This window comes from Celeribacter litoreus (genome assembly GCF_020165855.1).
Taxonomy (GTDB): Bacteria; Pseudomonadota; Alphaproteobacteria; order Rhodobacterales; family Rhodobacteraceae; genus Celeribacter; species Celeribacter litoreus.
In genome coordinates this window covers 1-15,418 of sequence record NZ_JAIUFY010000015.1, presented here as the reverse complement: position 1 = coordinate 15,418, position 15,418 = coordinate 1, and the positions used below count along the sequence as shown (strand labels likewise).

The 15,418-nt window shown below is 56.1% G+C and carries 12 protein-coding genes; 1 reads left to right on the top strand and 11 read right to left on the bottom strand.

Annotation, left to right across the window (positions count from 1 at the left end):
* Positions 1-96 precede the first annotated feature (96 nt).
* Positions 97-579, bottom strand: a complete 483-nt coding sequence (locus LA304_RS16435) for a hypothetical protein (protein WP_224504270.1) — start codon at positions 577-579, stop codon at positions 97-99.
* Between the two features lie 170 nt (positions 580-749).
* On the opposite strand from LA304_RS16435, the gene LA304_RS16430 reads away from it, so the two are divergent.
* A complete protein-coding gene (locus LA304_RS16430) occupies positions 750-3,194 on the top strand; it encodes an HlyD family secretion protein (protein WP_224504269.1) in 2,445 nt (814 codons plus the stop codon).
* An 86-nt stretch (positions 3,195-3,280) separates the two neighbouring features.
* Here LA304_RS16430 and LA304_RS16425 read toward each other — a convergent pair whose 3' ends face one another.
* The 10 genes from LA304_RS16425 to mprF all read right to left on the bottom strand — a co-directional run bounded on the left by LA304_RS16425 (position 3,281) and on the right by mprF (position 15,160).
* On the bottom strand, positions 3,281-4,564 hold the full coding sequence (locus LA304_RS16425; RefSeq protein WP_224504268.1) for a hypothetical protein: 1,284 nt from the start codon (positions 4,562-4,564) through the stop codon (positions 3,281-3,283).
* Entirely contained in the window at positions 4,561-5,448 is an 888-nt protein-coding gene (locus tag LA304_RS16420; protein WP_224504267.1) for a sulfotransferase family protein, read from the bottom strand. Before LA304_RS16420 ends, LA304_RS16425 begins: the two co-directional genes overlap by 4 nt.
* A gap of 25 nt (positions 5,449-5,473) precedes the next feature.
* Positions 5,474-6,355, bottom strand: a complete 882-nt coding sequence (locus tag LA304_RS16415) for a sulfotransferase family protein (RefSeq protein WP_224504266.1) — start codon at positions 6,353-6,355, stop codon at positions 5,474-5,476.
* Positions 6,356-6,411: 56 nt separating this feature from the next.
* Positions 6,412-7,434 (bottom strand): alpha/beta hydrolase family esterase, encoded by a 1,023-nt coding sequence (locus LA304_RS16410; protein ID WP_224504265.1) that lies wholly within the window; start codon positions 7,432-7,434, stop codon positions 6,412-6,414.
* Positions 7,431-8,921, bottom strand: a complete 1,491-nt coding sequence (locus LA304_RS16405; RefSeq protein ID WP_224504264.1) for a hypothetical protein — start codon at positions 8,919-8,921, stop codon at positions 7,431-7,433. The genes LA304_RS16410 and LA304_RS16405 overlap by 4 nt, the downstream gene beginning before the upstream one ends.
* Before the next feature lie 17 nt (positions 8,922-8,938).
* Positions 8,939-9,277 carry a hypothetical protein gene (locus LA304_RS16400; RefSeq protein WP_224504263.1) on the bottom strand — a complete coding sequence of 113 codons (339 nt, stop codon included), beginning with the start codon at positions 9,275-9,277 and terminating at the stop codon, positions 8,939-8,941.
* A gap of 4 nt (positions 9,278-9,281) precedes the next feature.
* Entirely contained in the window at positions 9,282-10,220 is a 939-nt protein-coding gene (locus tag LA304_RS16395; protein WP_224504262.1) for a sulfotransferase family protein, read from the bottom strand.
* A complete protein-coding gene (locus LA304_RS16390) occupies positions 10,217-11,056 on the bottom strand; it encodes a sulfatase-like hydrolase/transferase (protein ID WP_224504261.1) in 840 nt (279 codons plus the stop codon). The genes LA304_RS16395 and LA304_RS16390 overlap by 4 nt, the downstream gene beginning before the upstream one ends.
* Positions 11,057-11,106: 50 nt before the next feature.
* A complete protein-coding gene (locus LA304_RS16385) occupies positions 11,107-12,135 on the bottom strand; it encodes a tetratricopeptide repeat protein (protein WP_224504260.1) in 1,029 nt (342 codons plus the stop codon).
* 409 nt (positions 12,136-12,544) lie between these two features.
* The gene (gene mprF, locus LA304_RS16380) at positions 12,545-15,160 is read right to left on the bottom strand and encodes a bifunctional lysylphosphatidylglycerol flippase/synthetase MprF (RefSeq protein WP_224504259.1); all 2,616 of its coding nucleotides are present in this window, start codon (positions 15,158-15,160) and stop codon (positions 12,545-12,547) included.
* Positions 15,161-15,418 lie beyond the last annotated feature (258 nt).

The following is a 15,418-nucleotide window of genomic DNA, read 5'->3' as shown; positions in this document are numbered from 1 at the left end:
GCTCTCGCTCTAAAATGCTGGGACCAAACAGTGCACGCTTGTGCACTATATGGCCCCAAAGCAGGATTTTCTTTCGTATGGCCGGAGATTGCCAAATTACAGTTGGCGACCGGCACCTTTGCTGCGGAACGCCTCGATGCGCCGCGCAATCGTCTGGAGCTTAGCAATGCTTGCGCCACTCGCCGTGGCCGCTTCTCCGTCCGCAGGGGTGAGAAAGTTCAAAACACCACCAGCGACCTTTGCACCAGCCTGGGAACCGTCAGACGCGCGGGTCGAAAGCATCTTCATCAAACGCTCGACACCAGCTTCGGTGAATGGGGTATCAGGCACACCACCGCGTCCGTCTGCGGGGGTCTGGGTCATAACTTTGTAGATTTTCACGAGCAGTTTGCGCTGACGCTTCGCTGACTCGCCTTGGCCAACCATGGAACTGATTCCACCAGAAGCCGGTCGAGCTGGCGCTGCGGCACTCGGCGCACCAGACGCACGTCGCGATTTCAACGCCTCGAGGCGATCGCGGCGGTTGCGAAGCTCTTGTCCGTCTTCAGTTTGTTCAGTTTCGATTGCGTCACTCGGCATGGAGACCCCCCGGTTTCCTTGGTTGTTCGTCAGACATCACGCTAGCAATATGCCGCGCTTGCAACAAGAATAATATCTTCTCTTTCAGAAAGCTTTATAACAGTTAGGAAAACATGCACATCTACAACACAAATGCAAAACGACGCTCTTAATGCCGAAAGTTTCATCGTATGAGTTCGCCTTTTAGCCTGACTCTAACCAATCCATCTTCAGGGCTTTCTTTCGCGGCGGAATTCCTCTCACCGATCCGTTTCGTCGCTCTTCTTGTGTGGCCGCTGGCCCTCATCGCGGGGGGCGCGGGCTACGCGGATTTCTACGAACTTCGGGCAAATCTGGATTTAATCCTTCGCACTTTCAGTTTCTTTCAGAACTTGATCATCTCGATGCTGACGGCGAATTTGTTGAGCCGGTTGGCGATGGGGATCACGATGGCACGCCACAGCATCCCCCCACAGGAATTCGGTATCCGCCTCATTTATGGCGTTTTACCGCGTTTTTTCGTGAGCACCGGCCCGATCCGCCGCCTCGACTTTCCAGAGCAGAGACATTGTTACGCGACGCCGCTTTTGACCCGCCTCGCCCTCTTTGCAATCGGCACCCTCGGGTGGGCAATTCTGCGACGCGGCGGGACCGGGATTGCAGATGCACTGCTCGTTCTTGGGGCAACCGGACTTGGCTCATTTCTCTTTACGCTCAACCCAATTTGGCGGGCCGACGGCTATCACTGGATGGCTGCCTACTTTCGCAGACCGGATCTGAGAGAACAGTCCTACCGCCTTCTTGGTCTTATACTACGCCGGAAACCGATCCCGGAATCGATGCCGCGCCGGGAGATTTACGCGCTCCTGTTCTACGCTGTCGCATCAATTGTTTTCACCGCTTTCCTTGTTGTGGTGATATTGTCATCGATCGCCTTTGCGCTTGAACAACAATTCCGCGGGACCGGCGTCGTCATCTTCGCCTTGATCCTAAGCATGGGCTTCGCTTTCGTGCTGAGTAAATCAGGAAAAGGCAAAAACAAATCTCGCCGCAAAAAGCGCAAGCAGAGATCACCAACGCCCCCCGCCCCCGCAAAACTCTCGCCCGATGAAAAGCTTTCATGCTACAGACTCGCGCAAGACGACAATCAACTTACGAATTCAGGTCGTATCGAGCACATGGCGCGAACCACATCCCAAAAACCAACAGACGAACCGAAACCCTCCAGTGCTCCGGCGGAAGTCGAAGATCTCGACGCGCTGCTTTCCGAGGAGATCAGCGACGATCAACCTGCGGAGACTTCGAAGCCAGACCTCGATGCCGCGCTGGACGATCTTTTGGGCCCGCCGCCTTCAGCTAGCGTGAAGGCCCCGCCAGCAGATGAATTCGACGAAATTCTAGAGGCTGCGCTCGGTCCTGTGACGCCCGCCCAGCGCCAAAAATCCCGCGAGGAAACCGCGAAAGAGGATGAGGGTGTTCCACACGATCACTCGCTTGTCGTCGATCCGCGCCCGTCCTCTCTCGTCGAGAGAAAGAACGCGCCGCCCCCTGCCCCGCCGAATGACCTCGACCGTGTCCTCAAAATGGGAGCCCACGCGCGCAAACCCCGCAGCAGAGGGCGTATGCTCCTGATCTGGGCAATTGTGTTGGTCGTCGGCTACGTGATCGCGATCCAGCCGTATCCTTTCACAGTCGGCGGCGATTTCATCATTCAATCATCCGCGCGCACCGAAGTCCGTGCGCGAACGAACGGAGAGATTATTTCCCTCAATGTGACCGAAGGGGATTGGGTCGACGACGATGGCGTGATGGCGGTTTTGTCCAACTGGGATGAAATGCGGGACGTCGCAATTCAGGAGGCGGACCTCGCACGTCTGAAGGCCGATTTCGAAACGCTTGTCGCAGGCCCGAAGCCCGAGGAGATCGCGCTCGCAGAGCAGCTCGTCTCTGCGGCGGAAACCCGGCTGGCGCAGGCAAAGCAGGATCTAGACCGCAAAGAACAACTCTTCGCTTCGAACACGATTTCCCGGAAAACGCTCGACGACGCGATCAGCGCCCACATTCTCGCAGTGTCAGAGCGCGATCAGGCGCAGACCCAACTCGCGCTTCTGAAAGCACCAACACTCGACAGCGAAATCAATTCCGCGAAAGCAAGCATTGCGCGACAGGAACAGGAACTGGCCTTCAGTCGCCTGCAGCTTGAACACACGAACATCCGCGCGACGTTGAGCGGTCGGGTGGTCTCGACCATGGACGAGATTGCGGTCGGGACATTTATGCGCGAAGGCGATCTATTCGCAGAACTCGCCGACGACCGCGTGGTTCTCGCCGAAATCGAGGTGCCAGAAACCGATATCGACGAGGCCGTCATCGGCGCGCAGGTCACTCTCAAGCTTTGGAGCGCACCGGACGAGGAGATCTTCGGCACCGTCAAGCGCGTCGCGCCGGTTGCCGAGGAGCGTGAATTCGGCCGCGTTGTCCGCGTCGTCCTGGAAGTTCCAAATCCGGACGGACGGCTTGTTCAGAACATGACTGGGTATGGCAAGGTGATCGTGGACGAGCGGCCCGTTTGGGAAGTGTTCACTCGCGTCATCATCCGCTTCTTCCAAGTCGAGCTCTGGTCCTGGTTGCCGTAAAATTACAAGACGCGAGAGCTCCATATAACAAAGCGCCCGCCTCAGATCAGAGGCGGGCGGTTTCGTTTTGGAAAGAGCGTGCGCGGTTACGCGATCGGCACAAAATGCAACGGCACCTTGTCTGCGACGATGCTTTCGTATCCGAGGAAGGCACCTTCCTTCGTCATGCACAGCGATGTAATCGGCCCGAAGTCGTCGGGCAAAGTCACTGAAATCTGACGCCAGGACTTCATATCTTTCGTCACATAGAGACGCACAGCCCCGCCATAATCGAGCAGGTCACTCACGACATCGCGACGATCTTCTTCCGGCAGGCCGATAAAGCTCTGGATCGCGACGATCGTATTGGTGCCATCATGCGCGATCGCTTGCACTGCGGCGTTCTCCAGCTCGCCCACCCCGGCAGTCTCACCAGACAACGGCGCCTTGTAGCCGTTCGGCGTAAAGCGCGCGACACCGAAGGACAGATCCCAGTTTCCTTCATGATCGAGCGAGATAACCTCAGGCCCCCAGTTGCCCACGCGTTCAGCCGGGCTGGCCAATGCTGCCGTCCCGAGGATCAGTCCCGTTTCTGTAGGCACCATCGTGGTGATCATGGCGTTGCTGGCGAAACGATGGCCGCCGCGGACAATCACGGGCTCGAATTTGAGCGTTTTCTTTTTCAGATCACATACAAAGAGATCAAAACCGCCAACAGGATCCGTCACGGCGACATAGAGCATGCTCTCTACGACTTGGATGCAGGAAATGCTCCGCCATCCGCCGAGCTTCAGGTCCTCAAGCGTCAAAGTTCGCACAGAACCCGAGCTTTTGACGCGCAAAACATGGATGGCCGGATTGCCGGGCGCATAGATCGCGGCGAGGGTGTCCGATGCGGCAAACATAGTGCCCCGCGCGGGCGACAGTGCCGTGATGGCCTCTGCAAGCTTTTTGTACCCGTTCTTAAGCGAGATCGCATTACCGGAGACGAGCATGAGCTTCGCTGCGTCGCTGTCACTCATCGCCTCAACAACGCGACGCTCACCAGCATCCAGAGACGGTCCAAGTGGAAGAGCAAAGCTCTGTGCGCCATCAAGGCGGAACCGGACAAGCTCCGCTTTCCGGTCACCGGTCGAGACGTCGAGGCGCCGCACATCTGCCAGCACGCTCTCCTCATCTGCGAAAAGATCGACAACGAGCGAAATGATATCTTCGGCTGCCTCCGGCTTGGCCGCGACCGCTTTGGGCGCAGGGGCCTCTTCCTTGACCGGCTCAGACGGCTGCGCCGGTGCGAGTTGCTCATCCGCCATTGCATCGAGAGCGCGACGCCGTCTTTTAGGTCGCCGAGTGACTTCGGGCAAAATACTGTCCAAGGTGAGCATCGATTTCATGTGTCATATCCCAGTTGATACGCCAGAGAGCGGGTTTGTTCGGTAAAGTAGGTTTCGTGATCCGTCACCCACTCCAAAGGCCCCTCCAGGGTTTCTTGCTTCGGTCGGCCGACCCGCAAATGCGGTTTTTCAATAAAGCCGACGTTGTTGCCGTAAGGCGCATTTTCCGGTCCCATCACCGCAAATGGTGACTCCTCCGGTTTCATCATCATCCTGATGGCCTTCTTGTCCGTAGAAAGCCCCAACCACTCGCAAATCTGCTCAAGGAACGTCTCCGGATGTTCGAAGAACCACTCCCCATGCAGGAACATATACTGATCCGGGTTCAGCCGCTGACTGAAGTTCAGAATGCTGTGATGGCGTTCGTACCAATAAACCTCGTGATCGAATTTTTTCGCGCGCTGACTGTATTTGGACCGCCCCGCGTAGGCTTTGTATTGGGAGCGACAGGTCGCACGCGGGTGGCGAGACAAATGGAGATACTTTGCGTTCGGAAACGCGCGGTAAACCTCTTCCAGACGGCTCTCTTCGGAATTTGTCGGGCTTTTGTCCACCATCACGCGGTTGCCTGCAATTTCGCAAAGCTCCCGAAACACCTCGGCACCCGTTTTCTCACGCCGCTCCATCAACCAGTCACGCGCCTGGTCGACGGTCTCTTTCGTCTGCTTTTTGAACACCAATTCGGCCACGGCTCTGCGCAGACCGGTCGTCGCGCCACGTCGCCCGAGCAAGGGCGCGTCCATATCGAGAAACTCGCCGACCGTGGGTGTGACAAAGAGGTGAACCTCCGGCAACCCGAAAGCATCAGGATGCTGACCGATCACGGCCGACAGCACAGAGGAAAATGATCGACCAGGGCAGAGGATAAAAAGAGGTTCAGGCATGGGCTATTCGCTTAGTATCGTGTGATCATGGACCATAGCCCAATTGGTGGGAAATGGCGACGGTTTCGGCATTTAGGTATCGGTCTTCGCGATCCCAATCGAGCGGATCGCTCAGAGGGCGCTCAGGAATTTCACGCTGGGAGTAAGCCGGATTGCGTAGGAAGTTCGGGTCATTTCCGAACGGAGCGCTCCGGGGCCCCAGACAGGCATACGGGGATTTCTCGGGATGTCGCATTGCCGCGAGATCGTCTTTCGTCGTCTCCAGCCCCATCCAAGTACAGATTTGCGTCAGATAATTGTCCGGATCACGTAGCACGTCTTCCCCGCGGAGCGACATAAACTGCCCCTGCGGAATCCGGCTCGCTGCCTTCATGATGCGCAAGTTCGAACTATACCAAGCATCCTCAGGATCCTTTCCGCCCGTGCTCGCGGCGCTCCCGAATTTGGTGATCTTTGCAATCGACTTCGTGGTCGCGCAGGGGTGGCGATACAGATGGAGAAAATATGCATCGGGGCAAGTCGTGATCGCCCGATTGATTGCGTCATCCGAGAGAACTGTGCTCGGGCTTTTGTCAATGACACGACGGGGAGCGACCTGATCTGCCAGATGATTCATTGCGTCGACGATGGTCCAACCGGCCCGCTCCCGCGTCCATTCTATCGCCTTTTTCACGGATTTTTCGGTCTGATTGCCGTACTCGATCTCGGCAACAGCGCGGTAAAGGCCATCCAAGGTCCGCGGGCGCACCATATTTGCGCGTCGCTCAAAGCGACCGAGCGTTGTCTCTACGAACGGGTTAATTTCAGGCAATGTATAAAGCCCGGAGTGCTGTCCGAGCATACTGGAAACCAAAGACGAATAGGAACGCATACACGTCAGGATAATCAGCGGTTTACGGTCCTTCATTTGAACTCCGTTTTGTATTCCGAGGTTCGCCTCATTGATCGGCGAACCAGTCTTTATTAGTGCTGCAGCAAAAACTTGGCTACGTAATCTGTCGCATTGAATGCCCGAGACACGTAGATATTCTCTTTAATTTGCCAATTTGCGGGATCCCCGCCCGGCCAGGCGTGTCCTCCGTTTTGAACAATACAAAGTTCCACTTCATCGTTACCGCCACAACTATAAACTGAACAACTTGTATCACTCGCTGGTCTTACCAACTGCTGACCGCTCGAACATTGATTGCCGGACTTGAACACGTCCACGCCACGCGCCACTGCAGGCCAGTTGGCGCGCCGCGCTGAATTCGTTCCGCGACCACCTTCAAGAGGGATGTTCTCGTCATCCGTGCCATGAATATGCAAAAGGCTGATGCCCTGCGGTTTGGCACATGATGAGAAGGACATGGTTGTCGCGACGACGGCAACCGCAGAGATTTTCTGAACCCCCAACTCACAAGCCGCGCGATAGGAGAACATCCCGCCGTTGGAGAAACCTGCGAGATAGGTCCGCGATCTGTCGACAGGATAATTTGCCTGCATCACGCTAAACATCGCCTGGAGGAAACCGAGGTCGTCGAGGTGGTTTCTCTCAGCAAACCCCAGCGGAATAGTGCTTTCGGCATTCCAGTTGCCGTTGTCATCTCCACCCCGCCCATAGGCCTGAGGGAGAACAAGGATCGCACCATATTTCTCCGCTGCACCGCGCCAGTCCATGCGGCTCTCGAATTGTTCGGCGTTTCCGCCCCCGCCGTGGAAAGCGTAGATGATTGGCGCAAGCGTTCCGGATTGCAGCGATCTCGGGACGTAAACATGGTAGGTGCGCTGCAAGCCGCCGACCGTCATCGTTTTCGTTTCCAAACGACCCGCAGTATAGCCCCCCGCCGCAACCGGTGTGACCATCATCGGCTCTGGTGACGAAATCGTCGTGGGGGTGAGCCCCATTCGATTTGCCACAACCTGTTCCACCTGCTCCATGCGCTGACAGGCCAGAAGCGAGGTTGCGGCCGCAAGCGCCAGACACAGAACCACTTTATGCGTCATTCGGTATCGTCCTTCTGATTGCCGATCCAAACTTCGAGGCCGCCTTTCGGGTTCGGGACGTACGTAAAATCGTCATCGACATCCATCCCGACCTTTGGGCCAAACGGGTTCACGAAGCCAACAGCGAGCCCGATCGGCGTGGATTGGAATGTCCGGATACCATAATTGAATTCGTTCCCAAACCCTTGGGTCGTCACCGGCAGCCAATTTTCGCCGTCGCGGCTCCTGTAGAGCTCGGCGCCCGCGCGCAATTTAATCAGGTTTTCCATCCCGTAGCGTTCAATCATCTTGCGGAACGGCATCGGCCAGTTGTCGTCCTCGGAGTAACGGATCATCACGGTCCAATCGAAGGTCCCAACATAGATCCACCCCTCGTGGGTCTCCATCTGCCAAAAATATCCGTTAAAGAGATTGTCGAAGCCGGGCGAATATCCGGACAGGGGCTTTTTATAGCCAACCGGAGTTTGGCGTTCCGTACCAACGAGCAAGTCCCACGAACCATCTTCATGAATCCGGATCAATTCGGGACCGGCAGGCCCGAGGCCATTGGCACGGTCAATCCCGCCGTGCTGGATGCCACCACCGGCATAGACGATCCCGTTAAGCGTCGTGAACGAGGCCACACCCTGATTAAGAGGGCCACGATAGGCCCCCTTCTCGACCACGCACTCCCAGTTGAAAGGCGGCTCGCCCTCAACCTTCGTACGCCAAATCTCGTAGCCGTCCGGATTGCCTGTGCCAGCATAAAGGTAATCACCACACCCGATCATCTCGAAGATGCCGATGTTCTTGGCCCTTCCGAATCCAGGTGTGTTGATTTCCTTCCACTCGCCCTTCGCAGGATCTTTCGTCCCGTAGATGATCGCATTGCCCGAGGTATTCACCTCGCCACCCGCTTTGCCCGTGGGGCTGGTGAACAACCACCCCTTATGCGGAACGATGAGTCGTAGGGTGATGATCGACCGATCAAACCCGTCCGGCATCGGAATTTCTTCGTAATTGTCGCCGTCGGATGTCCGGTAGATGCGTGTCCCAAAGCCGCGCGCAGGGGTAAAGGTTGCGACATAGAGGTGTTCCTCGTCGTCGGACTCCCCCTTGAAAACACACATCCCGCGATAGCCCACTTCACGCGGGAGCTTTTCTCCGTCCACATCAATCCAAGGAGACTGAGCCCGCAAGCTCCAGCCGCTATTCGGCTCACCTTCTACGGCCTCAGCCGGATCAAAGGACCAAATCTGCGCCCGCATATCCTGATCATAGACATACTCCGGGCACTGAACGGGCCAGCGGCCGAGCTTCTTCTGGATTTTCGAAACCTTGAACAAGCAGAGGTTGGAGCGCGTCGTTCCGACATAAAGTTTGTCTTTGAACCAATACATCGAATGCGGATAGGCATTCAGCTGGTCTCCAAAGCCATTGTTCGCAGCGCAGAAAAAGTCTTTGTGTGCGAGGCCCCTGTGGCTGATTTCTTCACGGCGGTCTTTCATCTCAGGTCCGCTCTTCCTCAAAATTCAGGCTTGTTGCCAGCCATCTGGGCGTTGATCGCGTCGAGTTCTGCAAGCGTTTCCTCAAGCAAGATTTCAAGCATATCTGCCCAGCCCTCCAGTTTCCGACGGTAGGCTTCTTCTTCGGAGGTCTCGGCACGGGCGCTAAAGGCGTCCGGCTGCGAAAACTGAACACGAAGTTCTTCGTAGACCTTGCGAGCGAGCGCCGACATCTTCGGGTCGCTCGTAATTTCCACGTAGGAGACGGTTTGCGGATCCACGCCATCGGCGCCCGCCCCGAATTCCGGCCCGATGAAGGAACGATGTTCCTCTGCGCGCAAAGGTTTCAGTGCGAACATGATCTCAGTATCCCAGAGCTTCTGCCAACGCGACGACACGCGGGTGCAGTTTTTCGTCATCAGCACGCCACGGCAAATCCCCATCGAGCGAGGAGAATTTCACCTTGCCTGGACGGAGCGCTGGCGAGTTGAGGAAGTTAACGTCGTTCCCGAGCGGCGCATTCGGCGGCCCCATGCAGGCAAAGGGGCTATCTTCAGGATGTTTCATGGCCTCGATGGCCTCGGGCGCATCTGACACGCCGAGCCAGTTGCACAGAGCTTTGAGTGTCTCATCTGTGTCGCTCAGCAAATCTTCACCACGCAAGGTGATGAATTGCTCATCATCGAGCTGATCCAAAAAGCGCAGAATCTGGATTTGCGTATCATGCCACAGGATTTGCGGTTCGAGAGCGGCTTCCTCTCCGCGGTGGTCTACGGAGTTCATGGAGAGAAGAACACCAACGCCGCCTTTCGCCGCCAAGGCCGATTTGCATTGATCGATCGGGCTCCGAACGAGGTGGATGAAGCGAGCCGTCGGACAGGCCTCCAACATCCGCTGCATAAATTCCTGCTTCCGGATGATACCGGGACTCTTTTCCACGATGCGCAACGGGGCGACATCGCGTGCAATCTCATGGAAAATCTGCGCTGACGTATGGGTCTCACGCGTCCGCAGCCAGCGCTCCGCCATGCGAATGGACTCGGGCGTTTGCTCCCCGCTGTAGACCTGCGCGATCGTCCGCAAAAGACCGTGACGCATCGACTTCCAGAACGGAGACTTGCTCGACCCGTCGGCGTTCTCGCCGGTGTTGAATTCGTCCGCGTCCTCACACTGGAAAATGTTGAGTTCCGGCAAGCCAAAAAGCTCGGGGTGCTGGCCGATCATGCCGACAACCAGAGAGGAGTAGGAACGCGGTCCAGCAAGAACGAAAACCGGATCCGGAAAACCTTTATCCTTGCTCATGCTTTGCGGCCCTCGAGGAATGGGACTTCAAACACCTTCTCGTGCATCACCGGACCGTGGCCGAAGTAGTCGCCTTCACCGAAGCATTCACCGTGGTCCGCCGCAATGATGAAGTGGGTGTCTTTGGGCGCCTTTTCCATCAACGCACCAAGAACCTCGTCAACATATTCGACGGTGCGGACCTGCTGCTCGTGGAGCGACACCATATCTTCCTTAGAGAAGAACTGGTCCTCTTCTTCATCGTCGGTGACGCTCTCGCCGGACCGGGCAATCGCCGCATCCATGCCCTTAACAACACCATGCACGCCGGAAATGATCGGCAGACTGTCGTCTTTGAGCATGTAGGGATAGTGCGTTTCGCCGAGGTTCATGAAGTGGAAGCTCGGCTGGAACATCGAAAACTCGATCTTGTCGACCATCCCCGCAAAATCATTGTGGTCCGCCATGAGCTCATAACTATCCCAATACCGGTTCATCCCGGTAAACGGGTTCAGCACCGGCATCGAGACGCGCGCGGTCGTGTTGTAACCATGTCCTGCGAGAACCTTCGCGAGGCTCAGTTCTGGCACGAAAGATTTGAAAGACAGATCTGGAACATCAAGACGGTCCACCCATTTCGCAAATTCTTTTTTGTAGACCTCTGAGGCAAGAATACGGGTCGGGCTTTTGTGGGCGACCTGTCCCATAAAGATGCTGTGGTGGCTTGGCGCCGTCCAGGATGCGTAGCTGTAGCGCTGCTCACCCTCTGCGATCTTGTCCATGTTCGACGTACGGGCGCGTGCATAGCTGTCGAAGCGGCAGCTATCCATGATGATGTAAACAAAATTTCGGGGCATCGTCTTTTTCACTTAATGGCTCGCGAAGGAGCCTTTCCTGCTCGTTGACCTCAAGAGGCTTTGCTATTTGCGTGGGCTTTGAGCGCCGTTTTCAGTGCTTTTGCCGTGTGGGACTGCCATGCCTCAGCCAAAGCCTGCGGCGTTGCGGGGGCATCGTCCCCCGGTTCAAAGCCTTCGACGCGCGCCGCCTTACAGGCCGCCGCGTAGAGCGCAATCGCCTCTTCCGGCTTGCCGGAGGCCAGCTCGATATCGCCCGAGAGCTTTTCCTTGATCGGCTTCATCGCACGGCGTTCTTTCAAGCCCGCGATCACGTCACGTGCCTCGTCAAGTGCACCAGCGCCGATCAGAACTGTGACAAAGCGGATCTTGTCGACCTCACGGGCAGAGCCGCTTTCAACCAGCTTTTTGTATTGGTCGACCGCGAGATCGGATTTCCCTGCGAAGGTCACCATGCGGGCGTAACGCGCGACGGACTGCGGCGTCGCGGGGTCCGTCGTGAGGCTCCCGTCGGCGAGGCTCACGACGTTATCCAGTTTGCCTTCCTTCTTCATCAGACGCAGGTAAGAGCGGAGTGCGCGATCATGGCTCGTGTCCTGCTCGAGCAATTTGCGCAGTTCGGCCCCTGCTTCCTCGGGCTTGTCCTGTTTCATGTTGATGCGCGCGACGAGCTCATGTGCGCGCTGCATGGAAGGATCTAGATCAAGCGCACGATCACACAGTGCGATCGCATCGTCATAGTTTTCAGACGCCAATTTAACCGACGCCGCCCCGACGATTGCCTGAACAAAATTCTTATCGAGTTCGAGCGCCTGTGCAAACGCGGAAGACGCTCCTTCAAGATCGTCATTCCGCATCCGAGCGACACCGAGAATTGTATGGAGTTTTGCTTCCAGAGGCGCCAAAGACGCCGCTTTCTCCGCAGCTCGCACAGCATAGCCGATCTTCTTCTGCTTGAGCAAAACCCGTGTCAGCGCGGAATAGGCCTGATGGGAGTCCGGATAGTCGCGGATCGCTGCAATCAGCGCGGCTTCGGCAGCCTCCGGACCTTCTCGTTTTTCCAGTTGTTTCAGCTCACTCAACTTCGATTGAATTCCCGATCCTGACGGAGCGGTCTGGGACGTTCGTGGCACTGGTTTCTCCAAAAAAGACGTTTTACAGGCTGATGATATCAGAAGCGTAACATGCAAGCTGTAAACACAACATGTCTGACGCCGATCTCAACTTGCTACTTTTTTGGCATGTTGCGTCCGAAATGTCCAAGTAGTTTCTAGACGCAGGAAGCCATGTAGAGGCGCAGCAACAGTGTCGGATGCCTCAAAATCGCGCAAGAATTCGCCCGCTCCCTATAAATATCTCTGTAGAATAGCCCTTTTCAGTGCACGAAGGCTTTGAGATAGCTTGCAAAAGCTCAAATCCACCGACCTCAAACCGGCGCCAATCGGGTAAATTTTAGGCGCAACACCCGTGTTGCTCCAAGAGCACGTCAACTTACCCTCGGAACCTCTGCCGGCTACTGCGAACGAGCCCCCTGACACCGCCAGAAATCAAGACGTTTACATCATATAGAACGCGCGGCACCCCGAGCCCGCGAGGACTTGCGAGATAGTGTGGGGACCAGACCGGATCCCATTTTTCCTTAAAGGCCCGCAATCCTTCAAAACGATACAACCGTCCCCCATGCGCATAAATGAGATGCGCCACCCGATGCCAAAAAGACGCCAGCCGATGGGCCTCGATGCCAGAGAAAGGGGCATTCCCGAGACGAAACCATTTGATCTTCCGAGACTGCGCCCAGAGGATCATATGTGTAAACAGAAGGTCCATCCCATACCCGGGACACCGGTCATCATAGCGCATCAAATCAACACACACTTCGTGTGAGCCCCCTGGTAGAAGGTTTGCGAATGCGACGATGGCGCCCTCGGGGTTGCGCAGCACGGCGCAGTCGAAGTTTTGGATATATCCCTCCGAAAATGCACCAAGTGCGAAGCTCTTCTCACGCCCCTGCTTCTGATCCAGCCAGGCATCGGAGATGGCGCGCAACTCAGGCAAATGTGCCGCGACATCTGCGGCTGGGAGAATTTCAAAACGATATCCGTCTCGTGCACCACGGCTCACCGCGTAGCGAAAGTTCTTCTTTTTCGGCCCATCGAGGGTAAAGGAGGTAAGGTCGATGCGGGCCGTCTCACCAATCTTCACAAGGGACAACCCCATATCCAAAAAGGTCGGGAGATAGAGGTCAGACACGCGATAGAATGCGCACAAACGCCCGAGACGATCGGCTTTCTCACGAAAATCCCAAATGAGGCGCCGCGCCTCCTTCGCCTCCCCGACAGGATCCCCTAACGCGATCAGCGCACGCCCGGTGTCTGAATACGCAAGGAACGCATTCCCCTCCGGCGAGAGCAGCACCTCCTTGTCCCCCATCAAAACCAAGGCGGCTTCCGCGTCATCTGAACGCTCGAGGATGTCGTGGACGCGAGGCGGAATATCTTTCAGCGCGGGGCGGACAGCGTGAGAATGAACTAGGGAGATGATTGCGATCAAGATGAACGCAACGAGGGCCGCCAACTCCCCCCTCAGAAAGCGCGATGCGTCCCCCTGCCATGTGAATTGCCACCAAAGCGCGTCTTGATACTCTACATACTGGAACGCAAACCAACCCACCCACGTGACAGCAACCATCACCGCACTCACGGAAATGAACCAGTTTAGGTTCAAGTCGAAAACCGAACCACCTTCGACCCTGTAAAAAGCACTCCGAAAAATGACGAGGGCCGCAATCGACGACCCGATGGTGAGTGCCTGCTCCCATTCCAATCCCCTGACAAGCGAAGTCATGATGCCGATAGACAACAATGCAACCGCAACGAGCCATGCGCGCGTCAACCGGCGATAGAGCCCACGCGCCAGAACAATCAACATGATCCCGGTGACACTCGCCGCGAGGTGCGACACCTCAATCACAGGCAGGGGCAAAATATCGCGTAAAACGTCTAATCGCGAACCCTCCGAAGGCAGCGAACCGGACACCAGAAGAAGAACGCCAGAAATCAGGGCTATGCCGCTTGCAAGTGGTGGTATGATCGGGGCGAGCAAATCCTGCGTAAGTGCAGTCGCCGCATCCACACGACGGCGCTGTGAAAGCAGCCACCCGACAGCCAAACCAAGCGCAGCAAAAACGAACGGATAAAGCGTGTAAACGACCCGGTACAACACCAACGCAGCCAGAAGATCAGACCTCGCGCCGGCACCGAGCCCTGCGACCATTGTTGCTTCGAACACACCGAGACCGCCAGGCGAATGGCTCAGAATTCCCACACCGATCGCGAAAGTGAATAAAGCGAAAAAGTAGACAAAGTTTTCCGCCACATCCGCGGGAATAAGGACCCAAAGACAAAGTGCGGCAAAGAGTATATCCACGGCGCCTGCCACAGTGAGAAACAGGAAGGTCCTGGCATCTGGCAAAGGAAACACAAATTTCTTCCAACTCACCTGTCGGCCTCGTGAGCCAAGCCAGATCGCGAAAGCAGCCACCGAGAGCCCCAGACACACACCCAAAATCGTCTCTAGTGCGTCCGGAAGAGCGAAAATTTTAGAGAGGCCGCTTGGATGGAAAACCATCAATCCGCCGAATAAGAGCGCAAACCCGGACCAAAACCCGAGCCAAGAAGTCCCGAGAACAATCGCAACCTTCGGAAGCGACACCCCCGCAGCCATATAAGCCCTGAGGCGTACAATGCTTGCCGAGAGAAACGAAGTGCCTAACAGATTTGAAATCGCATAACCAGCAGCACCAATGAGATACGCCGCCCTGTTAGGCACCCTACCGGGCGCGGCTGAAGAAAGCGAAATAACGTCATAGAACGCAATTGCGAGATAGCTCACAGTCGTAGCAAGAAGTGCTTCAAACAAACTCAGGGAAGCCACAGACCTAATATCTGCGATGACATCATGGACCCTTACTCCCGCGACCAAATCGTGAAGCACAAATATTGCCACGGTAAAAACAGACAGGGAAAGAATGACCTTAACAACTGGATGCTTCACAAAACCGATAAGACCGGGGTCTTGCGTCGTCTCCAGCTTGTGTTCACCCGCCATAGTCCCGCCTCTCACTGAAAGCTATCAATCTTATATGAGGCAATAATAAAGAAATCCAAAACGTCTGGGTTTCATCAGGCAATCCGTTGGAGCGTTTTCAAAAATCTAAGCGCGGGCTCCAGGAAAGTCACGGCATTCAAAAACGACGAAAGCCTCCAGGTAAGTAGAGGCAAAAGTCACCATTTCTAATATTTTTGGTTGCGGGGGTAGGATTTGAACCTACGACCTTCAGGTTATGAGCCTGACGAGCTACCGGGC